Below are 22,644 nucleotides of genomic sequence, written 5' to 3' on the forward strand. Positions count from 1 at the left end.
TTTTAATTCTCCTTAATTTCTGTTCTACCTTGTAAGGCATTTTGATTATTACCAGTTTCATCATATTCCATTAATTTATTATTATGTTCTATTTCTTTGGCTTGCATTTTATCTTGTCATGCTTCTATTTTTTCTAAATATTTTGCTGCTTCTAATTCATCAATATTTTCATATTCAGTAATTGCTCTTATTGGTTCCATTGTGCCATTATCTAATCTAGCAGTAATTAATTCATTTTGTCGCATTTGATCTACTAAACTAGCACTAACAAAATCAAAACCATAAGGTCTTTCACCAGTACCATCTCATAAACCGTAATATTTTAAAACGGTATCAAACACTTTTGTATAATATTGCTTACGATATGCTTGTAAATATGCTTGTTTTTCTAAGTCTTTTGTTTTAGTTAATAATGACTGTGTTTTATTTTGGTCATTATCTGATTTATCACCAAAAGGACTAGAAAAATGACATGCTAAGTATACTTGTTCAATAATAGCTTTTTGGTCTTCGGTATATGTTTCTAAGGTTGGTGTACCTTGTACTACTTGTAAAGATTGGGATAATTGACCATCAACTGCTGATTGACCTGATTGAATAAAAATATCATCAAAAGCATCTTGTAATACTTTTTTATTACCCTTGTTATAAGCAGTCATTAAATCATCATCTAATATTCCATATCAATGCGTACGATTTGCTCATCTTTCTTTTGATTTAATATTAAAACTATCTTCTAAATCAAATTGTAATTTATAACAATTTGCCATTGTAGGTCGTGTGTTTAATGTAGTTGATGTTGATAAGAATAATGGATTAGGTTCATTTTACATATGGAATTCAAGGTATATTTGTTGCTAGTAGTAAACCAAAAGTAGATATGAAAATTGATATTCCACGATTAAAAATATCTAAAATGGGATTAGTATTTACAATTTTACCTTTAATTACTTTAATAATTTCTTTAATTATTATTTGAATTGATAAATCAAAATGAAAAAAAGACCATTTAAGACATTGTTTGAACTGCCGTATTAATCCGCGTGTTATTCAACCAAGAATAGCAAAACAATGAAATAATTTGGATGGTATAACAGAAGAAATATTTAAAAATATGCAAGATGAATATACTAAAAAACAAGAAGAAAATAACAAAGAATTAAATTTAAAATAAACTATATATAGGGGCGGTTGATATTTTTGGGTGGTTATATAGTTTAATTTATAAATTATTTTGTTCTGAAAGAATGGATGGCCACTGTTTGAGTAAGGATAAGAAAGGAAATAAAGAAATGGAAATTAGTAATGAAATAGTAATTGCTTTACTTGTATTAGCGGGTGCTGGTGGAATGGGTAGTCTTGGTATTCTTGGATTATCTGCTAAAAAAATTAAAAAATATAAAGCAGAAATTAGAGAATTAAGAACTGCTGTTATTGCTCACGAAAAACATTTACGAGGACCTGATTATGCAACAGAATTAGCATTAAAAACAGGTCAAATTAAAAATGTTAAAAAACAAGTTAAAGTAAATGACAAAAAACAAGCACAAAAAGATGCTATTAAAAAACTAACAAATAGTATTTAAAAAAAATAACCTTAATTGGTTATTTTTTATTTTCTAATATTAAGTCTAAATTTTTAACTTTACAAATAACTAAATTATTTTTTCCATAATTATTTTTATAATATTCTCAGTATTCAGTTGAATTAATATCTACATCTTGTTTATCAATCCCAATTATATATTCACCACGAGGGTTTTTACAAGGGCGATTACCTTGTTCAGATCGATAACATAAAATATAATTATTCATATTCTTTATTTCCTTTATAATGTGTTATATAAAAGTTAATAAGGTATTCTATTTTTTGAGAATAAGTATTAAAATTTAATTCATTTCAAACTTTTTCTTCGTTTTTATTTAAGTAAATATTAACATTCCTAATTTTGCAAGAATAATATTTTCCAGTTTTTTGATTATATGAATGTTTCATAATATTAACTTTCATAATTAGCAATAATAATGGCATCTCGTAAATGATTACTTATTTTATCATTATTATATTTTCAACCTTTACCATATTGATAAGTTAAATTAGTATCTTTATCAAATTTTCATATACAACTATCATTATATTTACTTAAATTTTCCATATTTTTAACAACTGATTTAGTATTTTTTGGTGATACTCAATTAATAAAATATTTATAAACAGATAATGCTCCTAATAATCTTAATAAATCATCCCTATCTTTACTTGCATTAGCAGATGTATATAAACAATCTTCAATATTAATTTTTTCTTCATAATCAAACAATTTATCATTAATAAATTGATATTGTTCTTTTCAATTTTTATTTGTAAATTCTAATTTTTCAATTAATTTATTATCTTCATAAATAACAATAGCAGTAGTACCTGTTCCTGATGGGTCAATACCTATTTTTATCAAGTGGCTCATTCCTCATCGTTGTTATTATTAATTGTTGGCACTACATTTGATATATCTTCTTCTTTAACTAAATTATTATCTGTCACTTCTTCACTTGATATATTTTCATTACTAATTTGACCCTTATTTATGCTTATATTGCTATCATTATCAATATAAATCTTTTCATCATTAGTTGTAATAACTGCCTGATCTGATTTATAAGCTTGTTGTAATTCAACAGACATAATACCTCATTTTCTTAATAAAGATGTTAATACTGTTTTTAATGCCATTTCATCAAAACTAGCAATATAAAATGATTTATTTTTAGCATAAGTTTTAGAATATTTCATAAAATGATTTTCCATTTGTTCTTTGGTCATATATAAAGTTTTTCCAAAACCATTAACCATTTTAAAGTATGCTACATAACCAATAATTGGTAATTTTTCTCTTTCATCTTCATTTTGAATTCAATTAAAACTAGTTCCTTTTAAACGATCATAATTTACTAATTCATTTTCTCTAACATCTGATACTGACATATCTAAATATTGACCACTTCTTTGTGCTAATTGAATATAACCTTTATAACCTATTTGAAATTGAGCTTGATTAATTCATTCTTGGATTTCGCGACCGTTAATAATTCTTGTTATTTTAGTATTATATGGAACTACATAAGCATAACCAAATTGTTTTTCCATTGGTAAATTTAATAAAACTCCTTGATAACAAGCAGTCATAATTGTTTTTGGATCTGCTTTTTGTAATAATTCATTACTATTTGATATTGCAACTATATTACTTTTAAATCTTGCAATTTCATTTTCATTAGAAAATTTACTTTTTATTCATTCTGTTGCTTTATCTGTTCTTAAAAATTCAACAATATTTGCCATATTATTTTTCTCCTTTATTTATTTTAAAATTAATACCTTTAACCCCAATTAAATTAATATCTTTATTACTATCTCACTGATCTTTAATTTCATTTTTAACAATTTGTTCATCAACAACTAAATAATTTTTAATAAGATTAATAAGTTCTAATTTATCAGCATTTTGTAAAAAATCATCATTAATACCAATAACCTCAATATCTTTAATTAATAATTTTTCTTTCCGAAAATTACTAGTAATAATTTTTAATTCTTGCTCTTTTTTTGCTACACTTTTAATTTCTAAAAATTGTTCTTTTTTATGAGTTTCAATAATTTCATTTTGTTTTTGAAATTGAATATTAATAACATTATTTTTTAAAGAATCATGATTATTCTTAATATTATTTTCTAAATTCAAAATATCTTTTCTAATAAAATTTAATTCATCTTTAAAAGATTTTATTAATTCTAATGGTTCTCTAAAAATATAATCAATTTTTGAAACTACTAATTTTAAATCTTTTAGTGATTGTGATTTATATTCTCCATTTATTAATCAAGCTTGTTGTCGATATATAAATTCTGCTAATTCTTGTCCATTTTCATCAATTCATTTTTTAATTGTTAATGCTTTTAAACTTAATTCTTTAAAATTATTTCCTTTTAAATAAAATGGATACGTAATATTTTTAACTTCATTATTTAATTTTAAATCTGCCATAATTAAATTTCCTCTAATTCCATTTCATTAATTAAATTATCAATATATTCATAAGCACTTTCTTCTGAATGACATTCTTCTAATGCCATATTAAATAAATCTTCTTCAGTATAAACATAACCATTTTCATCTTTTCACATACTAATTTACCTCGTTCTTTGCTATTAATATTTCTATTAATTTTCTTCCTTTTTGTTCTTTAATATCAAAATAAGTTATTTCTTGATTTAATAAATGTGCTTCTTCATTTTTAATTAAATTAATATCATCATTAATATTTTCTTTTTGCCCTGTTTTATTATCAAATATATTAATACAAAAATCATTGTACATATATATTGATATTAGATTTTTGATTGTCATATTTACCTCCTATTTTTAACTCGCTGGCACTCACTCCAAAGTGAAAGTGCCAAAGCGAGAGTTAGTTATATAATTAAGTATTTATCTATTTATTTACTACGCCATCCGCTTCACTGCGGGTGAGCGGTGGCGGTATGTTTTATTGTTTAATGTTTAATAATCGACAGTTGTTTTTATAAGATAATGCCAGAGAATTCTCTCTCTTCATCCGCACCATTTCAGGTCAAAGCGTTCAGTTTTTAAAATAAATTCACTTGCACATTGAAGAGCCTAATGCTGACTTTGTGGTTTTTAAAACCTCTGTCATCCTCTAATGGGATAATATCTATCGCAAATTTATTTATAAAGTGGCCATCTCAATATTTATTGTCGTTTGATGTTGACCCCGCACTTATCACGACTATCGCTTGTTAAAGCGTCTATTATTTACGGACTGATTACCGCTGGGCTAGACCGCCTATGTGGAAAAAAACACTTAGTTATTTAAAATAACTGTTCCACCCTGCATTAAGTTGTTTTATAAAATCAAAGTTTAAAAGAACCAGTTTTATCATCAAAGATAATTTTTGAATTTTCTAGTTTTTGATAAAACTGTTTTTGTGTTTTATCTTTTATTTTATTTAATAAATATTTATGTTTTTCACAAGTTCATAAAACTTTATTTGATAAAAATTCTTCGGTAATGAATGATACTGCTTTATAACAATCATTAACATCACATATTTTTTGTTGTTTAATTATCATTACCTCCTTTTAGGGATTTTTTATTTCAAATAAAAAAACAACCCTAACAAGAGTTGTTTTTTGGAGCTTCATCGTACATTATACGACTCGTATTATGTAAATCTAAGCTCCAAATTTATCTCTTGTTATTTTAATAATAACACTTTTTAAAAGAAGTGCAACTATTTTTTTAAAAAAATAAATTATTTTTAAATTTACCCTATTTTTGGCATATTTAAACACACTGAAAAATAATTTATTAAATTTTTCAAATAAACTTATCTAAAATTCTCTAAAAATACTTCTTTTGAAGTTCTTCAATTAAGAACAGGCCTTAATTTTTCATTTATAATATCGACTACTAAATCTATTTCTTGTTGCGTAACAAGATTAAAATCTGTCCCCCTACCATATCGTTTTCTAAATTCACGGTTTAGTCTTTCAATTAATGGTTTTTGATTAGGCGAAGCAGGGTCACAAAAATAAACATTAGAACCAGTAATCTTTTCCATTTCTTCAAACTTACTAAATTCTTTTCCTCTATCAGTTATTATTCCTTTAATTTTTCCAACTAAACCATTAATTCTAACTATATGTTTAAGTTTTTCTAAAACTTCATTAGCAGTATGTTCTTCTAATTTCATAGCAAAGTATTTTTTACTTGATTTCTCTGTCAAAACTAAACAACTAGATTGATGTTCTTTTCCAACTACGGTATCCATTTCAAATCAACCAACATCTGTTTCTTTATTTTCAATATCTCATATTGATTTAAATCTTTCATCTAATTTCCCACGATTATCAGGTCTTTTCTTTGTTCTATTTCTTCTACCACCATTTAATAAATTTTTCTTTAACAAACCCAAAAGACCTAAAAAAATTCATTTATAAAATGTTTTAAGACAGGCAGGAAATTTGATACCAAATTTTATTAAAAATCGCTGAATAATTTCTGCTGGTGAATCACCCAAAATATTAAATCGTAAATTTAAAAATTCTTGTTGTTCTTCTGTAAATGTAGGTATTTTTTTAATACACTTTTGTCGTTTTTTATAATAATCATCATGTGCCTCACGGGCATTATAATCTTCTATATTTGTAAATCTATTAATTTCTCTTTTAACAGTATTAATATCTCTTCCTGTTTGTCTTGATATTTCAGATAAATTAAGTGTGCCATTTTTCTTTTTGCAACTATCAGATAAAAATAAATCCTTAAAAAATCTTCGTTCATCATATTTTACATGTGTATAATCTTTCATTACTCTATATTTCCTCCAATTCTTTTATAAAAATAGTTATACATTAAATTTATAAAAAAGATAAATTTTCACATTTTTTTAAATTAAAATTATTGACAAATATATTATTAATTATATAATTATATTGTAACAAGCTCCAATTTATCTCTATATGCTTGTATACTAAAATAAAAAGTAAAGTAATTTGCTTTTTTTTATTTTGATGTAAAATATAGATAATAAAAAAAGAGCCGAGTTGGTTCTTTTGTTACATTTTTATAGTATTGTTTACTCTTTTATTTAATCATATTGTTTAAATAATAGCAATTTTAATATGCAAAAAGGAGTAAAAAATGAAAGAATTTAATCCAAATAAAGCAAGTTTGGCAACTTTTTATCGTAAAATAGAGCAATTTTGAGAAAATAAATCACCCAATAAACCATATACTTTGAATGATTTAACCAATGAATTCAATCTTTCTAACAGATGAAAGCACGAAACTTACAAGAGCGAAAAGATAGTTCCTTTACTTGAAAAACAAGTTGATAGAATTGAAAGTGAAATAATTAACTTTATGATGAAATCACATGATGGTGCTAAATTATATTGACAACGAGCATTTAATTATAAATATTCACTGCAAGAAAAACAGTTAGAACAAGAATTAAACTTAAATAATCAACAACCAATAATTGTTAATTTACAAACGGATATTAGAGATATTAAAAAAGAAAGTGATAATAATGCTTAATCATTTTACTTATTTGTTAGAAACTCCTTATTGATTATTACAAAATAGTAGTATTGGTAATAAATATCCCTTTGCTAAAAAATATGAATTAGTTAATGAAATTAATCAAATTGGAACACGATATAGTGGTAAGACTATTTCAAATATTAAAATGTTTGGTGAATTATTAAAAATTAGTTTATTAATTAAAGAACCAATTTGTATCATTGCTAGTATGTATTGAAGTAAGGATTTAAAAGATAGTGTATTTCAAAATATCTGAAATATGTTAGATGAAAATCATATTCCTTATACTATTAACTTATCAAATTTTACTTTTACTTTATCAAATGGTAGCAAAATATATTGTAAAGGTTTACATTCACCAAGCCGGAAAGAAAAATTAAAAGCTTTTGCTGATTTGAATAAATATAAATTAGTAATTGATTGAAGAGAAGAATGTGACCAATTTCAACAAAAAGATTTAAGTGATTTAGAATTTGCTATTCGTGGTTATCAAAATAAAATAACAATTAATACATGTAATCCTGAAAGTTTAAAAAGATATATTGTTGGTTATTGTAATGAATTATTACCTTTTAATGAAGAAATAATGCGTAGTAAATATGAGCAAATTAAGTATATTGAAAAATGAAATATGAAAATTATTATTCATTATTCTAGTTGAAGATTAAATTATGAATTACCACAAGATAAAGTTAATGAGCAATTAAGATTAGAACAATTAGATATTGAAAGAGCAAGAGTTTGGAGTTGAGGTTTACCAGGTAATACTAGTGGTTCAATCTTTGCAAGATATCTTGATATTATGCAAGCAACAGATATTATTCAACCAACTAAGTTATTAGGTGGTGTTGACTTAGCAAACTCTACTAGTCCTAAGGGACATACAACAGCAGCGAGTTTTTGAATATATAATTCATTTGATAAAAAAGCCTATAAAGTTGCTGAATACACACACTCAAATGCTACTCAACAATTTAAAGGACCATTAGAACAAGTAAAAGATATATTGGAGTTTTATAATAATCAATTAAATCAATATTTTAATTTAATACAACAAGGTATATCAATTAATGTTGATGATAGTGCTTATGCAACATTAGAAAGTTTAAACCGAGAGAAATACAATTATACTTTTGGTCAATACATGCATTTTAAACCAGCGCAAAAGCAGAAATTTAAAATAAAGCATCGTGTAGAAGCATTTACAATGTTAATTAATACTAATCAATTAAAATGATTATGAGAAAAATGTCCTGTAAGTAAAACACAATATGAATTAATTCAATGAGAAGATAAACCAGATGCTAGAGAAGAGAGAATGTTAGATTTATATGATGATACATTTGATAGTGATTTTTATGCTTTACACTTTGAATTAGTTAATATGGTTAAACATAATAGTTCAGCAGATTATAAATTATGACAACAAAGGGAGTGAATAACTTAATGAAAAAAGATATTTATGTAATACACGATGAAAGAGTAATTAATGCAAAAAGACCATATATGTCTGTTTGTGGACAAGTTAAAAAAAGACTTTGTCAAGAATTAAAAAAAGATAATATCGCAATATGTAAATTAAATTTATATAACGAATATATTAAGAAATATCAAAAAGTTAAAGTATGTGTACAAGTTTTAGCAAATGAACCTAGTTTATTAACAGTAAATATTATTAATTATGCACTTATTTTAAAATTAAAGGAGCAAAATAACAATGAATAATACTTTTCCTAGTTTACCAAACTTAAATGATATTAATAGTGTTTTAAAATTTTATAATTATGATTGAACTATTAATTTAGCCAATATTATTGCTCGTCATCAAATGCGATTAATAAATGGTAAAGATATTTTATTTAAATCTCATCGTAAAGACATTTTAGAAAAATTAAACTGATGATATGAAACTTATAAAATAAAAGAAAAATTAGATAAAAATGAATTAACAGCAAGTTTAATGGGCAAAACTATTTTTGGTTTATTAGAAACATCAGATGGCAATATTGATTTATGAATTAATCCTTTTAACTTTACATCTCGTGTAAGTAAAATAAACGAAATTGAACAAGGTGCTGATATTTGATTAAATTATCATCAATCAGATAGTGGTTTTATTTTAAATTTAATTTGTACCAAAGATAAAATAGTTATAAAAGGTTGACCTAAAAATAATGAAGTAGTTGTTGGACAAAGTAAAACACAAATTAAAGATGATGTTAAACCTGTTTTAGTACAAGAATTTAAAAATAAATTAGGCATAGTTCCTTTTTGAGAAATGATTAATGAACCTAACCCCTTATTTTTATCTACATCAACTACATTAAACCCATGGCCTACTATGGCAAATTGTTATAAATTACAATTTGATTTAGAAGATAGTTTTAATATTAAATCAAAAGAAAGATGAGCAAATCGTACTCATTGATATGGAATATTAGATGATGATTTAATGACTGCTTATAACAAAGGTAATAAAAAAGTATTACAAGATGCTTTTGATGATATTTTTATTCAATCAGGTCAATCAGCAGTAGATGGCCAATTATCACAATCTTTACAAGTAGTACAAGGTACACCAACCTTAGAAACATATACTGAAGACCAAAAATCAATTATTGAACAAGTATATTTAGCCTGTCATTTTTCTAGTCCTTTTGGTGATAAATCAGATAATGACCAAAATAAAACACAGTCATTATTAACTAAAACAAAAGATTTAGAAAAACAAGCATATTTACAAGCATATCGTAAGCAATATTATACTAAGATATTTGATACAGTTTTAAAATATTATGGTTTATGAGATGGTGTCGGTGAACGACCTTATGGCTTTGATTTTATTAGTGCAAGTTTAGTTGACCAAATGCGCCAAAATGAATTAATTACTGCTAGATTAGATAATGGCACAATGGAACCAATAAGAGCAATTACTGAATATGATAATATTGATGAATTAGAAGCAACTAAATATTTTGAAAAAGTAGAGGCATGACAAGATAAAATGCAAGTCAAAGAAATAGAACATAATAATAAATTACTAGAATATGATGAAACTGGTAATAATCAAAATGCCTTACAAGGTAGAACAGAAATTAAGGAGAATTAACAAATGCAAAAAATTAGTCCAGCAGCCATGCAATGATTAAGAACGGGAGCCGGTGCTACTGCAATAGATATAAGAGAAAGTATAAAAGAACATAGACATTGAATAGTATTTCCTTTTAATGTTTATAGTTCATATATACCTGATACAGAAACAGGTTGAAAGCCTAATAATGCTAAACCAAGTGATTATGGGAGTTATTCACGCATATTTGATAATATGGAAAGTACGATTGCTCAATGACAAGATAGTTTAAAAATAGTTCAAAAATATAAAGGTGAAGAAATTAATATCTTAACTATTGATGACTTTAAAAATCAACCAGTTAACTCAACAATATGAGCAAATAATGAAACACCTTTCGCTATAAAATTAAAAGATGAAAATAATAATGTTTATTGAAAATTAATTGATGGTGAAAATATTCATGATGTTAATAGAATGATAGAATATTTAAATCAATATAAATTAAGTTATTTTATTAATGATAATAAAGCCGATAATTTTTATACAAAAGAAGTCAAAGTTGGTAAATATTGAGATGCTTATATGGTTGATGATGTAAGTTCTATTAAATTTGGTGATGCCAAATTTGAGCAAGTATTTACTCAACAATCAACTGAAAGACAATATACTTTATTAATTTTAGATGAAGATATTACTAAATTAAATATTAATGATTATTATAATTTTTATACTGTATTCAATGACCGTGGTTTAAATATTGGTGGTGGTGATATTAATTCTGCTCCCCAAGATAGACAATGATTATATCCCTCAAATGTTATTAATTATTATTCAGTAGAAGATGGCGATTTCTTATGACAAGAAATTACTTTTTCAAGTATTAATGACAAAATTAGTAATAGTGGTTTATCAGTGCGACAATTTATTCAAACTAGTGCTCCGGGTGAAGGTTATTGTTTTCCTAAAATAACTTATGATGAAAAGTTAAATAAAGGTATTGTTGAATTAGATGATATTTTATTAAAAGACCCAGGGGTTAGAGCAATGGCAGTTAAATTTTATGGTAACCCTATCTTTTTTGATATGCCTGTTATTGGTCGACCAATTATTAAAGGTGAATTTAATAAAAAAGTTATGAATTCACGAGATTTATTAATGTATAACATGTATCCTGCCCCACCTGATAAAATAAATACTTATGCATCACCCGAAGTAAGTTGATATAACATTCAAGGTATTCAACCAACAATGATAACTGGTTATGAAGATTGAAAAAAAGATATGGAAAGTAGATACGACTTTTGAAAACAAAAAAATAGTGAAGGTATTGTTATAACTGATAAAGCAGGTTCAACAGCAACTAATCCTACGGTTGGCACAACTATTCATAAAGAAGATAATAACTCTAAATTTTATTGGTCTAAAAATTGAATGATTACTCCACCAGATAAAATAAAAGTAAATAATGAAGATGTTAATAATATAATTAGTACCCAAGCATCATCATATTTTAGAAGAAAAGATGAATTTGGTAATACTGTTGGAAGTGTTCAAATTGAATATAATAAAATGGGTAAATGTAATGTTTGAGATATTTTAAATATGAATAATTTTATTAATCGCCAAATAACAGTACTACCTTTAAACTATACGCAAAAATTAGTTTTTAACCCTTTTACGATACCAGGTGGGGTTGGTAAGTTCTTAAACTTTATTTCATTTGGTATTCCCTGAGGATGAGTAATTAACCAAGATGAAAAAACTTGACCTAATTTTCAATGACTTAATGGCTTTATGAGTGCAAATATTTATAGTTTCTATAATGATGCTTTTTGGTCTGAAAAATCAAAAGGTAAAGGTTATTTACCATTTGAAATATTTAGAGAACAAGGAAATGATAAAGTTGGTGCTATTTTTGGAGCAAATGCTACTAGCTTAGGTTTTACAACTTTATTAACAGATAAAATACAAGGTACTATTTTAACTAAGGATGGTAAACCAACAGAAGAATTAGTTTATTCAACATATAATTTAAAACAATTAAACCCCAAAACTAATCGTATATATTTAATTAATGAATTAGTAAGAGCAGTAGATGCACAAACACCAGTTAGTGATAGTGAAAAAGATAATGATTGCGAATTATTACAAACACCTGATGGAACAAATTGTAGTTATATTATTGATATGTTTTCAATACAAGCATTATATAAAGGTAATTTTGAAATTATCTTTTATGCTGACAACCCATATACAAATAATGAAGAAGATTATTTACGCTTATCAGTATGAAGTTTTAGAGGTAAAACAAAAAGTACATTAAATAATTATTTACGCGATATGACAACTAATTATAAAACTAGCTTCTTACTCCCACACGATTATGAAATACCAACATTTAATTATCCAGAATATGTTCTTCCACCAGTACCATATAACTATAAACCTTATACAAAAGATATTATGCCTTCTGATGCAGTACTACCATTAAAAACCAAAATTACAGCACCAGTACAATGTAAGAAAGCACAAAATTATGGAATTCCTGTTAATTTATTTTCTGATGAATTTAATGAGGGTTATTATGAAACTGAAATTGATTTAAAACAAATTGACCCAACAATTCAAAGTATAGATAAATTTATTAGTGTTTATAAAACTATTGAAATAAGTAATCTAAGTAATTTACAAGTTGAATGTTCTCCACCAAATATAGAAAATTTTATTCCTAATAGAGATATTAATCTATTGGGTGGTCGTTATGGTTGCGATTTTAATAGTGGTTTATTGTCTAATATAACTTTAAAAAGAGAAGGATTATCACAAACTGATAATATTAATTTTGATAATACAATAACTTTATATACTGATAATATAAAAGCAAATGTTATTCAAAAATTCGCTACTGCCTATACTAATGGTTTATCTAGTGGAAATTATAAAAGCATTTATTATACAGAAAAAAGTGGAGCAATTAATTTTTTACTTCAAACAACAAAATTATCTAATAATTATAATGATAAAATTAAAGAAACATATTTACAAGCATATTATACTAATGATGTTAAATTAAAAATTAGATTTTCAAAAGTATTATTTGCTCAGTTATGATTGTTGGCTCAAATTAATTTAAGTTATGCAGGTAATAATAAAAATATTACAATAAATATTAATAATCAAAATGTTTTAGATATTAGAAATGATAGTAATAGTCCTGTTAAAATTACAATAAATCCAAGATAAATAGAAAAAGTGCTCAATGCACTTTGTTTTTTTATTCTCCATTAATTTTTACATTACCGTTATTACCGGCAATTAAGTTGGGTAAATTTTGTTCTTCACCATTTCAACGATAAACTGATTTAATATAATTATTTTTACTACCTCAGGGAATTTTTATATCTTTTGAAGAAATACATGTTGTTAAAACTGGAAAACTAGCACCAATATAAAAATATAAAGATAAGAAAAAATTATTTAATTTATCAATATTTTTTTCTTTTCCACCCTCTAATTTTGTATTATTATTAAATTTACATTCCTTATTTTTATTACCACGTCATACTACATAATATCATTTATTATCAACAGTATTAAATGGTTTTTCTTGTGGTGCTGTTCATTCTAAATTGTCTTTAATTTCTTGGTTATTTGTTTTAATTTTGTTTTCTTTTTTTAATTGTGCTAATTCTTCGGGTGTATATTCATGTTGTGGTGTATTACAAGCAACTAAACTGGTTGTACTGGTTCCTATTAAAGTGATTGTTCCTAAAAGACTTAATATTTTTTTCATTTATTTTAAATCTTAACTATTTTTCAACATCTAAAAAAACAGTTGCTTCGCCAGTATAAATTGTTGAGTCACTTGAAAATACTGTAATCCTTTTTTCATTATTATTGTATAAATCATCAATAATATTTTTAATTCCTATCTTAGTTATATCTAATTGAGGATTTTTATCTTTTAAAAAATCTTTAATTTGTTGTTCGGTTAGTAATCCTTTTTCATTATTAATTTTAACTGTTCCTAAAATAGGATTTGAAATAATTTTAGATAATTCATTTATTTTATTTAAATTGTTATTTTCTAAATCTATAATTTTTATTCTATAAACATGAATAGTGTTATTTAAATCTTTTCAATTAAACCTAACAAAATTATCAGTACTACTAAAATCAATAACTGATGCTGGTTTAAAGCTTAGTAATTTAATCGATATAGCATTATTATTATTATTTTTATTATTTACAAAGTAAATATTTTTATCATTTATATAATATTTATTATTTCTATTATCAAAACCTAAAAATCTAATATAACTTTCATTTTCATTAACTCCATATATTTTTTCAATAATTGATTTACGTTTACCATTTTCTATAATTTGATAGAAAACACTAACACCACTATCAGTTTCTGTATTATGTTCTTCTTTTTGATAAGGACTAGCGGCAATTGTTGTTGGTACAGCAGTTCCACTAATAGTTAATACACTTAATAAACTAAGTAATTTTTTCATACTTGTTTTTCTCCTTTTATTAATCTTGAAACTTTTTATCAAGATCTAACTGCATTATATATATATATATATATGTATACAAGCAAAATTATGAATTATGTAATAATTTTATTCTTAAAAATAATGCTTATTACGCGTTTTAATGACTAAATTAGTAATCAAATATATTAAGTTTAGTTATAATATATAAAAAGTATTGTATTAGTAAAATATTAGTATATAATTAAATTATAGGTTTAATCTTTTTCCATAAAAAAGAGTTTATGCTGACTTGTTAATCGGACAAGAATAAAAAAAGAGAGGTTTATAAAATGGCACTTACAAAAGAACAATTAATCGAACAAGGTTTAAGTGAAGAGATTGCTGAAAATATCTTAAATCAGTTTAATAATGAAGCAAAGCAAATTAGAGAAAGTGTGCAAAAACGCGAAGATGTTATATCAAAAGAAGACTTTATTAAATTATCTAATGAATTAGATGAATTAAAAGCTTTTAAAGATGTTCCATCTACTAAAATTGAAGATATTAAAACTAATTTAGATAAAGTTAGTGGTAATTCTTTAAGTGAAAAAATGCAAACTTTAAAAGAATTAAAACCTGATTTGTTTGTACAAGAACAACCATCAGTTTCACCTGGTAATTTAATTAAAGAAATGATTGAAAAATCAACTGAAAATAAAAATAATGAAATTGAAACCATTAAAGAAAAAGGAGCATATACTCCTGATGAAATTAAAAAGTTAACTGATTATACACTTAAAAACCTTAGATAATAAGGGAGTGAAATATTATGGCAACAATCAATTTGCCACAAGTACCTTTTACATTACAAGGTAATACAACAGGTCAAAAAGCCTATGTTGATATGGTTAATGCTTTATTGCGTGGACCTTTATATAATGAATATGCAAGTATTATGCAGTATGCTACTGCAACCGCAGAACAAGTTGCTTGATTACCTAATGCAGGACAAGCATTATATAATTTAACACATCGTGTGGTATGACAAGATGATTATTCATTACCAAATGGTGGGACAACGCAAACAATGGGATTAACAAGAATTCCAGTTCCGATTGATAAAAGATTTAATTTAAAATTAATGAATGAGGCTTTTGACTTGGCATTAATAGAACAAAATATTAAAAATGGTGTTATTGCTGATGCTATTTCTAGTGTTGTACAAAATAAATTTGTTAATTTAGAATGTGAATTAATTCAGGCTATTTATGATTATTGTTTAGCAGATGGTCAATATGAAGTAATTCCATTTCGTAGTTATACAGCTGAAAATGCTGATGATGCAAATAAAGCATTCTTTACATTAAATGAAACATTGATTGAATTAACAAATCAAATTAGTAATTTATATTTTGGTTTGCCAACCGATAAAATGTTTATGGTTTTAGGTCGTAGAGCCTATTTAGGATTAACACCTGCGTATTTAAAAGTAATTGGTTCACAAGCTCAATTAAAAGCAATGGTTAATGGTGAATTATATGAAAATACTGCAATGGGTATTCCTGTATCTAAAAGTTTTCATTTAGAAAAAACATATACAAAAGGACAAGTTAACCGTGATAAAGGTTATAATTTTACTAATGTAAATGGTTTAATTATTAATAAACAAGTATGAGCTTATCCAATTAATATGGATACTATTCAACAAGTTTTAGATAATGATACTGCTAACCCTAAATGAATTGGTAAAGTACAATATGCAACACCAACAATTTTATATCCAAAAACATGTAAAATTATTTTAGAAAAAGCGCCAACCCAAGATGAAATTAATACTGCCAAAAGTAATCTAAATAAAACTTTTAGAGTGCCCGTTGATTATGTAATTCCATCATCAAATAAAATTGATATTAGTGGGATTAATAAATTAGATAAACCAACTATTCACGTTACAGACCCAACACAAACAACAGCAGAACAATTAAAACCACAATTTAAAGCTGTCGTTTTAAAAGCAGTTAAAGCCATAGATAGTTCTTTAACTGAGAATGATTATGATTACTTTATTGAAAGTAAAGGTGAAGATTGACCAATTAATATTACAAATGATAAAACTGTTGAAGTTCAAATTCAAGGTAAAAATAACGCTAGTGGTCAAACAAATCCGATTGATGTAGTAATTAAAAATTCTTAATAAACAATGAATTTACTAATATTACGAGTTTTAACTTTATTAGTAACTAATTTAGAAAATAAACCTTTAATAAGTAAATTTGTAAATTTAATTAATAGAGTTAATAAAGTTCAAAATAAAATATTAAAGCCAATTAATTATATTACTGATAAATATAATAAAATTACAAGTAAAGTTGAAGATATTTATCAGTGATTAAATCCATTTACTTATTTAGATTTAATTAAAAAAGGTCATAAAAAAGAAATTCAACAAATATTAAGTCAATTAGAAAAAGATAATAATATTAAAAATAGAAAACAATTTAAAAATGAAAATTATCTAAATACTAATTGACAACCTTTAAATAGTAGTTGACTTGATAGTGGAATGTTTAATATAACTAATAAATTAACTTTAACAGGTAATTTAACTATTTTAATATATACAAAAACAGCAAAACATCCGAAATTTTATGGACCTTATGTTTATCCTAGTGTTCCAGTTGAAATATGAAAATTATTAAGTAATGCTGTATCTAATGCAGGAACTTTATTTTGGCGTTATTGATTAAGAAAATGATTACCTAGTCATTTAAAAAATTATATTAAAAAACGATTACCACAAGCATTAAAAGAAAAATACCCCAAAGGAACTACTAAATTAACATTACCAACAGTTCAAAAATTAAATCAAATTAAAAAGTTTATTAATAATTTAAAAATTGGACATTTTAATTTTAATTTTGCTGGTGAAATTAATAATAAAAAATGATATAGTGAACGCCGAAGTGATGTTAAAAATATTAAGAATTTATATAAAACACCAGTTAAAAATAAATTTTATCAGGTTAATAAATCTATTAAAGCAATTAATAAAACCAAAAGAAAGGTTAATAGTTATAAACCAAATAATTTAAAAAATAAATATCGTAATCAATTAAGGGGTGTTTTATATGGAAAATAATTTAAGTAATTTGTTATTTATAACAGTTGAAGATGTTAAAGCAAGTAAACTTTGACAACCTATTAATGATCGTAAACAATCTGCTTATAATGATAATTTAATTTATAATGCTATTTTAAAAACTAGTTTATGAATGGATAGATTATCAGGTGGAACAATTTCAGATAAAATTAATAAAAAAGATTTGTTTCCTTGAGTAAAAAAAGATAATACTGGTTTAATTGAATATGATAAATGATTAAGTTATATTCAATCTGCTTGTTTATTAGCAGTTATAAATTGATATTTACCAAAAGGAGTTAATGATTTAACTGGTAGTGCTTCATTTTCACAAGGTGGAGTTGCTTATTCACAAACTAATGACCCAGAAGCAAATGAAAATATTACTCGTGATGTTAAAAATGCTTTAAAATTAGCAGGTGAAATTATTGATATTATATCTAGTAAAACAGTATCTAGACCTTATAATTATAGTTTAGATAATTATGCTCATCCATGAGAAGAAGAATATAAGCATATTAGTAAAAAAACTTTTTATCCAACATTATTATTTTGATTAAAAGAACGATTACAAACTGATAATTCAATAAATATTACTTATCCTACTATTAATGATTTTTCTAAAATTGATTATAATGAGTGTATTAAATTAATAGTTCCCTTTGATAATAATACGATTTATTATGAAAATAATGTCTGAAAAGCAAAACAAAGTAGTGGTACTGATATAAAAATTGATAATAAAACTATCATTAAAAATGATAATGATGAGATTGAAGTTTCAGATTTAAAACAAGATAAATTAATAAGTGGTACAAATATTAAAACTATTAATGGTAATTCATTATTGGGGAATGGTGATATATCTATTAATACTGGTAATGATTGAGAATTAATTAATTATCCAGAAGCAAACGAAAAATTAACATTTAAAATTCCAGATTATGATTTAATAAAATATTACTATAAAATATCAATTTCAATAACAGATTATGCATCTGCTAATAAATTTGTAACATATTATTTTGAAACAATATCACAAAAATCAATATTTTCATTTTTAGCAGATAATTCTTATAAAAGAATAACAATTAAGCAAGATGGCTCAATTTCAAATGATACAAATAATATTGTTATTAAAGATTTAACAATTAAAAGAAAATTAATTTAGAAAGGATTTTTAATTAATGAAACAAAATAAAACAACTTGATTAAAGGGTGCCTTACCTTGAAATTGATTTAAAAAAGACCCTATTCCAACTTATAATTGAAATCATAAAGATATTAGAGAATGAGAAAGAAAATATAAAATTCGTAGTTGAGTAGTTAGTTTTTATACATTGATATTTTTAGCATTAAATTGTTGATTAGAATATGGCATGATTAATGCAATAAAAGATAATATTAATTGATATAATTATGGACAATATTGAGGTAATGGAATTGCTATTTTACTAACACCTTTATTTACATATGGAATTCAAGGTATATTTGTTGCTAGTAGTAAACCAAAAGTAGATATGAAAATTGATATTCCACGATTAAAAATATCTAAAATGGGATTAGTATTTACAATTTTACCTTTAATTACTTTAATAATTTCTTTAATTATTATTTGAATTGATAAATCAAAATGAAAAAAAGACCATTTAAGACATTGTTTGAACTGCCGTATTAATCCGCGTGTTATTCAACCAAGAATATCAAAACAATGAAATAATTTGGATGGTATAACAGAAGAAATATTTAAAAATATGCAAGATGAATATACTAAAAAACAAGAAGAAAATAACAAAGAATTAAATTTAAAATAAACTATATATAGGGGCGGTTGATATTTTTGGGTGGTTATATAGTTTAATTTATAAATTATTTTGTTCTGAAAGAATGGATGGCCACTGTTTGAGTAAGGATAAGAAAGGAAATAAAGAAATGGAAATTAGTAATGAAATAGTAATTGCTTTACTTGTATTAGCGGGTGCTGGTGGAATGGGTAGTCTTGGTATTCTTGGATTATCTGCTAAAAAAATTAAAAAATATAAAGCAGAAATTAGAGAATTAAGAACTGCTGTTATTGCTCACGAAAAACATTTACGAGGACCTGATTATGCAACAGAATTAGCATTAAAAACAGGTCAAATTAAAAATGTTAAAAAACAAGTTAAAGTAAATGACAAAAAACAAGCACAAAAAGATGCTATTAAAAAACTAACAAATAGTATTTAAAAAAAATAACCTTAATTGGTTATTTTTTATTTTCTAATATTAAGTCTAAATTTTTAACTTTACAAATAACTAAATTATTTTTTCCATAATTATTTTTATAATATTCTCAGTATTCAGTTGAATTAATATCTACATCTTGTTTATCAATCCCAATTATATATTCACCACGAGGGTTTTTACAAGGGCGATTACCTTGTTCAGATCGATAACATAAAATATAATTATTCATATTCTTTATTTCCTTTATAATGTGTTATATAAAAGTTAATAAGATATTCAATTCGTTGCGAATAAGTAAAGTTATTAAATTCATTTCAAACTTTTTCTTCATTTTTATTTAAGTAAATATTAACATTACGAATTTGACAAGAATAATACTTTCCTGTTTTTTGATTATATGAATGTTTCATAATATTAACTTTCATAATTAGCAATAATAATTGCATCTCGTAAATGATTACTTATTTTTTCATTATTATAAAATCAACCTTTACCATATTGATAAGTTAAATTAGTATCTTTATCAAATTTTCATATACAACTATCATTATATTTACTTAAATTTTCCATATTTTTAACAACTGATTTAGTATTTTTTGGTGATACTCAATTAATAAAATATTTATAAACAGATAATGCTCCTAATAATCTTAATAAATCATCTCTATCTTTACTAGCATTAGCAGATGTATATAAACAATCTTCAATATTAATTTTTTCTTCATAATCAAACAATTTATCATTAATAAATTCATATTGTTCTTTTCAATTTTTATTTGTAAATTCTAATTTTTCAATTAATTTATTATCTTCATAAATAACAATAGCAGTAGTACCTGTTCCTGATGGGTCAATACCTATTTTTATCAAGTGGCTCATTCCTCATCGTTGTTATTATTAATTGTTGGCACTACATTTGATATATCTTCTTCTTTAACTAAATTATTATCTGTCACTTCTTCACTTGATATATTTTCATTACTAATTTGACCCTTATTTATGCTTATATTGCTATCATTATCAATATAAATCTTTTCATCATTAGTTGTAATAACTGCCTGATCTGATTTATAAGCTTGTTGTAATTCAACAGACATAATACCTCATTTTCTTAATAAAGATGTTAATACTGTTTTTAATGCCATTTCATCAAAACTAGCAATATAAAATGATTTATTTTTAGCATAAGTTTTAGAATATTTCATAAAATGATTTTCCATTTGTTCTTTGGTCATATATAAAGTTTTTCCAAAACCATTAACCATTTTAAAGTATGCTACATAACCAATAATTGGTAATTTTTCTCTTTCATCTTCATTTTGAATTCAATTAAAACTAGTTCCTTTTAAACGATCATAATTTACTAATTCATTTTCTCTAACATCTGATACTGACATATCTAAATATTGACCACTTCTTTGTGCTAATTGAATATAACCTTTATAACCTATTTGAAATTGAGCTTGATTAATTCATTCTTGGATTTCGCGACCGTTAATAATTCTTGTTATTTTAGTATTATATGGAACTACATAAGCATAACCAAATTGTTTTTCCATTGGTAAATTTAATAAAACTCCTTGATAACAAGCAGTCATAATTGTTTTTGGATCTGCTTTTTGTAATAATTCATTACTATTTGATATTGCAACTATATTACTTTTAAATCTTGCAATTTCATTTTCATTAGAAAATTTACTTTTTATTCATTCTGTTGCTTTATCTGTTCTTAAAAATTCAACAATATTTGCCATATTATTTTTCTCCTTTATTTATTTTAAAATTAATACCTTTAACCCCAATTAAATTAATATCTTTATTACTATCTCACTGATCTTTAATTTCATTTTTAACAATTTGTTCATCAACAACTAAATAATTTTTAATAAGATTAATAAGTTCTAATTTATCAGCATTTTGTAAAAAATCATCATTAATACCAATAACCTCAATATCTTTAATTAATAATTTTTCTTTCCGAAAATTACTAGTAATAATTTTTAATTCTTGCTCTTTTTTTGCTACACTTTTAATTTCTAAAAATTGTTCTTTTTTATGAGTTTCAATAATTTCATTTTGTTTTTGAAATTGAATATTAATAACATTATTTTTTAAAGAATCATGATTATTCTTAATATTATTTTCTAAATTCAAAATATCTTTTCTAATAAAATTTAATTCATCTTTAAAAGATTTTATTAATTCTAATGGTTCTCTAAAAATATAATCAATTTTTGAAACTACTAATTTTAAATCTTTTAGTGATTGTGATTTATATTCTCCATTTATTAATCAAGCTTGTTGTCGATATATAAATTCTGCTAATTCTTGTCCATTTTCATCAATTCATTTTTTAATTGTTAATGCTTTTAAACTTAATTCTTTAAAATTATTTCCTTTTAAATAAAATGGATACGTAATATTTTTAACTTCATTATTTAATTTTAAATCTGCCATAATTAAATTTCCTCTAATTCCATTTCATTAATTAAATTATCAATATATTCATAAGCACTTTCTTCTGAATGACATTCTTCTAATGCCATATTAAATAAATCTTCTTCAGTATAAACATAACCATTTTCATCTTTTCACAT

General features: G+C 24.1%; 30 protein-coding genes. 13 read left to right on the forward strand and 17 right to left on the reverse strand.

The window, feature by feature from the left end:
* Positions 1-2: 2 nt before the first annotated feature.
* A complete protein-coding gene (locus ACOBME_RS01500; protein ID WP_419333855.1) occupies positions 3-770 on the reverse strand; it encodes a hypothetical protein in 768 nt (255 codons plus the stop codon).
* 110 nt (positions 771-880) lie between these two features.
* Between ACOBME_RS01500 and ACOBME_RS01505 the strand changes: the two genes are divergently transcribed.
* Positions 881-1,174 carry a hypothetical protein gene (locus ACOBME_RS01505; RefSeq protein ID WP_419334037.1) on the forward strand — a complete coding sequence of 98 codons (294 nt, stop codon included), beginning with the start codon at positions 881-883 and terminating at the stop codon, positions 1,172-1,174.
* Between the two features lie 73 nt (positions 1,175-1,247).
* Positions 1,248-1,586, forward strand: a complete 339-nt coding sequence (locus ACOBME_RS01510; protein ID WP_338963556.1) for a hypothetical protein — start codon at positions 1,248-1,250, stop codon at positions 1,584-1,586.
* A 19-nt stretch (positions 1,587-1,605) separates the two neighbouring features.
* Here the strand turns inward: ACOBME_RS01510 and ACOBME_RS01515 are convergent, their stop codons facing one another.
* The 8 genes from ACOBME_RS01515 to ACOBME_RS01550 all read right to left on the reverse strand — a co-directional run bounded on the left by ACOBME_RS01515 (position 1,606) and on the right by ACOBME_RS01550 (position 6,391).
* The gene (locus tag ACOBME_RS01515) at positions 1,606-1,815 is read right to left on the reverse strand and encodes a hypothetical protein (protein ID WP_338963231.1); all 210 of its coding nucleotides are present in this window, start codon (positions 1,813-1,815) and stop codon (positions 1,606-1,608) included.
* A gap of 185 nt (positions 1,816-2,000) precedes the next feature.
* Positions 2,001-2,465, reverse strand: a complete 465-nt coding sequence (locus ACOBME_RS01520; RefSeq protein WP_419334039.1) for a hypothetical protein — start codon at positions 2,463-2,465, stop codon at positions 2,001-2,003.
* On the reverse strand, positions 2,450-3,340 hold the full coding sequence (locus ACOBME_RS01525; protein WP_338963407.1) for a recombinase RecT: 891 nt from the start codon (positions 3,338-3,340) through the stop codon (positions 2,450-2,452). The genes ACOBME_RS01520 and ACOBME_RS01525 overlap by 16 nt, the downstream gene beginning before the upstream one ends.
* Position 3,341: 1 nt before the next feature.
* Positions 3,342-4,043 (reverse strand): kinetochore Spc7 family protein, encoded by a 702-nt coding sequence (locus ACOBME_RS01530; protein WP_338963619.1) that lies wholly within the window; start codon positions 4,041-4,043, stop codon positions 3,342-3,344.
* A 2-nt stretch (positions 4,044-4,045) separates the two neighbouring features.
* A complete protein-coding gene (locus ACOBME_RS01535; protein WP_338963239.1) occupies positions 4,046-4,183 on the reverse strand; it encodes a hypothetical protein in 138 nt (45 codons plus the stop codon).
* Position 4,184: 1 nt separating this feature from the next.
* Positions 4,185-4,406, reverse strand: coding sequence for a hypothetical protein (locus ACOBME_RS01540; RefSeq protein WP_338963241.1), 222 nt, complete (start codon positions 4,404-4,406; stop codon positions 4,185-4,187).
* Positions 4,407-4,913: 507 nt separating this feature from the next.
* On the reverse strand, positions 4,914-5,150 hold the full coding sequence (locus ACOBME_RS01545; RefSeq protein WP_338963243.1) for a hypothetical protein: 237 nt from the start codon (positions 5,148-5,150) through the stop codon (positions 4,914-4,916).
* A 257-nt stretch (positions 5,151-5,407) separates the two neighbouring features.
* Positions 5,408-6,391, reverse strand: a complete 984-nt coding sequence (locus tag ACOBME_RS01550; RefSeq protein ID WP_338963245.1) for an IS30 family transposase — start codon at positions 6,389-6,391, stop codon at positions 5,408-5,410.
* Positions 6,392-6,723: 332 nt separating this feature from the next.
* On the opposite strand from ACOBME_RS01550, the gene ACOBME_RS01555 reads away from it, so the two are divergent.
* From ACOBME_RS01555 to ACOBME_RS01575, 5 genes are read left to right on the forward strand one after another with little or no spacing between them, the layout of a single operon-like run.
* Positions 6,724-7,122, forward strand: coding sequence for a hypothetical protein (locus tag ACOBME_RS01555; RefSeq protein WP_338965659.1), 399 nt, complete (start codon positions 6,724-6,726; stop codon positions 7,120-7,122).
* Positions 7,115-8,575: a PBSX family phage terminase large subunit gene (locus ACOBME_RS01560; protein WP_419334034.1), complete on the forward strand. Its 1,461-nt coding sequence runs from the start codon at positions 7,115-7,117 to the stop codon at positions 8,573-8,575. Before ACOBME_RS01555 ends, ACOBME_RS01560 begins: the two co-directional genes overlap by 8 nt.
* On the forward strand, positions 8,575-8,853 hold the full coding sequence (locus ACOBME_RS01565) for a hypothetical protein (RefSeq protein ID WP_338963373.1): 279 nt from the start codon (positions 8,575-8,577) through the stop codon (positions 8,851-8,853). Before ACOBME_RS01560 ends, ACOBME_RS01565 begins: the two co-directional genes overlap by 1 nt.
* Entirely contained in the window at positions 8,846-10,237 is a 1,392-nt protein-coding gene (locus ACOBME_RS01570) for a hypothetical protein (protein WP_419334041.1), read from the forward strand. The genes ACOBME_RS01565 and ACOBME_RS01570 overlap by 8 nt, the downstream gene beginning before the upstream one ends.
* Positions 10,238-10,240: 3 nt before the next feature.
* A complete protein-coding gene (locus ACOBME_RS01575) occupies positions 10,241-13,444 on the forward strand; it encodes a hypothetical protein (protein ID WP_419334043.1) in 3,204 nt (1,067 codons plus the stop codon).
* A gap of 31 nt (positions 13,445-13,475) precedes the next feature.
* Here the strand turns inward: ACOBME_RS01575 and ACOBME_RS01580 are convergent, their stop codons facing one another.
* Entirely contained in the window at positions 13,476-13,994 is a 519-nt protein-coding gene (locus ACOBME_RS01580; RefSeq protein WP_419334045.1) for a lipoprotein, read from the reverse strand.
* A 16-nt stretch (positions 13,995-14,010) separates the two neighbouring features.
* Entirely contained in the window at positions 14,011-14,721 is a 711-nt protein-coding gene (locus tag ACOBME_RS01585) for a hypothetical protein (protein WP_419333861.1), read from the reverse strand.
* Between the two features lie 311 nt (positions 14,722-15,032).
* Between ACOBME_RS01585 and ACOBME_RS01590 the strand changes: the two genes are divergently transcribed.
* The 6 genes from ACOBME_RS01590 (at position 15,033) to ACOBME_RS01615 (ending at position 20,047) form a co-directional block, all read left to right on the forward strand.
* Entirely contained in the window at positions 15,033-15,494 is a 462-nt protein-coding gene (locus ACOBME_RS01590; RefSeq protein WP_419333862.1) for a hypothetical protein, read from the forward strand.
* A 17-nt stretch (positions 15,495-15,511) separates the two neighbouring features.
* Positions 15,512-16,876, forward strand: a complete 1,365-nt coding sequence (locus tag ACOBME_RS01595; RefSeq protein ID WP_419333864.1) for a hypothetical protein — start codon at positions 15,512-15,514, stop codon at positions 16,874-16,876.
* A 6-nt stretch (positions 16,877-16,882) separates the two neighbouring features.
* The gene (locus ACOBME_RS01600) at positions 16,883-17,821 is read left to right on the forward strand and encodes a hypothetical protein (protein WP_419333846.1); all 939 of its coding nucleotides are present in this window, start codon (positions 16,883-16,885) and stop codon (positions 17,819-17,821) included.
* Positions 17,811-18,992, forward strand: coding sequence for a hypothetical protein (locus ACOBME_RS01605; RefSeq protein ID WP_338963396.1), 1,182 nt, complete (start codon positions 17,811-17,813; stop codon positions 18,990-18,992). The genes ACOBME_RS01600 and ACOBME_RS01605 overlap by 11 nt, the downstream gene beginning before the upstream one ends.
* A 16-nt stretch (positions 18,993-19,008) precedes the next feature.
* On the forward strand, positions 19,009-19,635 hold the full coding sequence (locus ACOBME_RS01610; protein ID WP_338963398.1) for a hypothetical protein: 627 nt from the start codon (positions 19,009-19,011) through the stop codon (positions 19,633-19,635).
* A gap of 73 nt (positions 19,636-19,708) precedes the next feature.
* Positions 19,709-20,047 carry a hypothetical protein gene (locus tag ACOBME_RS01615; RefSeq protein WP_338963556.1) on the forward strand — a complete coding sequence of 113 codons (339 nt, stop codon included), beginning with the start codon at positions 19,709-19,711 and terminating at the stop codon, positions 20,045-20,047.
* Between the two features lie 19 nt (positions 20,048-20,066).
* Here the strand turns inward: ACOBME_RS01615 and ACOBME_RS01620 are convergent, their stop codons facing one another.
* The 6 genes from ACOBME_RS01620 to ACOBME_RS01645 are packed head-to-tail and all read right to left on the reverse strand — an operon-like array spanning position 20,067 to position 22,644.
* A complete protein-coding gene (locus ACOBME_RS01620) occupies positions 20,067-20,276 on the reverse strand; it encodes a hypothetical protein (RefSeq protein ID WP_338963231.1) in 210 nt (69 codons plus the stop codon).
* Positions 20,269-20,472: a hypothetical protein gene (locus ACOBME_RS01625; RefSeq protein WP_419333849.1), complete on the reverse strand. Its 204-nt coding sequence runs from the start codon at positions 20,470-20,472 to the stop codon at positions 20,269-20,271. Before ACOBME_RS01625 ends, ACOBME_RS01620 begins: the two co-directional genes overlap by 8 nt.
* Complete coding sequence (locus ACOBME_RS01630) at positions 20,462-20,926, reverse strand: hypothetical protein (RefSeq protein ID WP_338963404.1); 465 nt, start codon at positions 20,924-20,926, stop codon at positions 20,462-20,464. The genes ACOBME_RS01625 and ACOBME_RS01630 overlap by 11 nt, the downstream gene beginning before the upstream one ends.
* Positions 20,911-21,801 (reverse strand): recombinase RecT, encoded by an 891-nt coding sequence (locus ACOBME_RS01635; RefSeq protein WP_338963407.1) that lies wholly within the window; start codon positions 21,799-21,801, stop codon positions 20,911-20,913. The genes ACOBME_RS01630 and ACOBME_RS01635 overlap by 16 nt, the downstream gene beginning before the upstream one ends.
* A 1-nt stretch (position 21,802) precedes the next feature.
* On the reverse strand, positions 21,803-22,504 hold the full coding sequence (locus tag ACOBME_RS01640; RefSeq protein WP_338963619.1) for a kinetochore Spc7 family protein: 702 nt from the start codon (positions 22,502-22,504) through the stop codon (positions 21,803-21,805).
* A gap of 2 nt (positions 22,505-22,506) precedes the next feature.
* A complete protein-coding gene (locus ACOBME_RS01645) occupies positions 22,507-22,644 on the reverse strand; it encodes a hypothetical protein (protein WP_338963239.1) in 138 nt (45 codons plus the stop codon).

The sequence above is a fragment of the Spiroplasma endosymbiont of Sarcophaga variegata genome (genome assembly GCF_965178695.1).
In the GTDB taxonomy this organism is placed as follows: Bacteria; Bacillota_I; Bacilli_A; order Mycoplasmatales; family Mycoplasmataceae; genus Spiroplasma; species Spiroplasma poulsonii.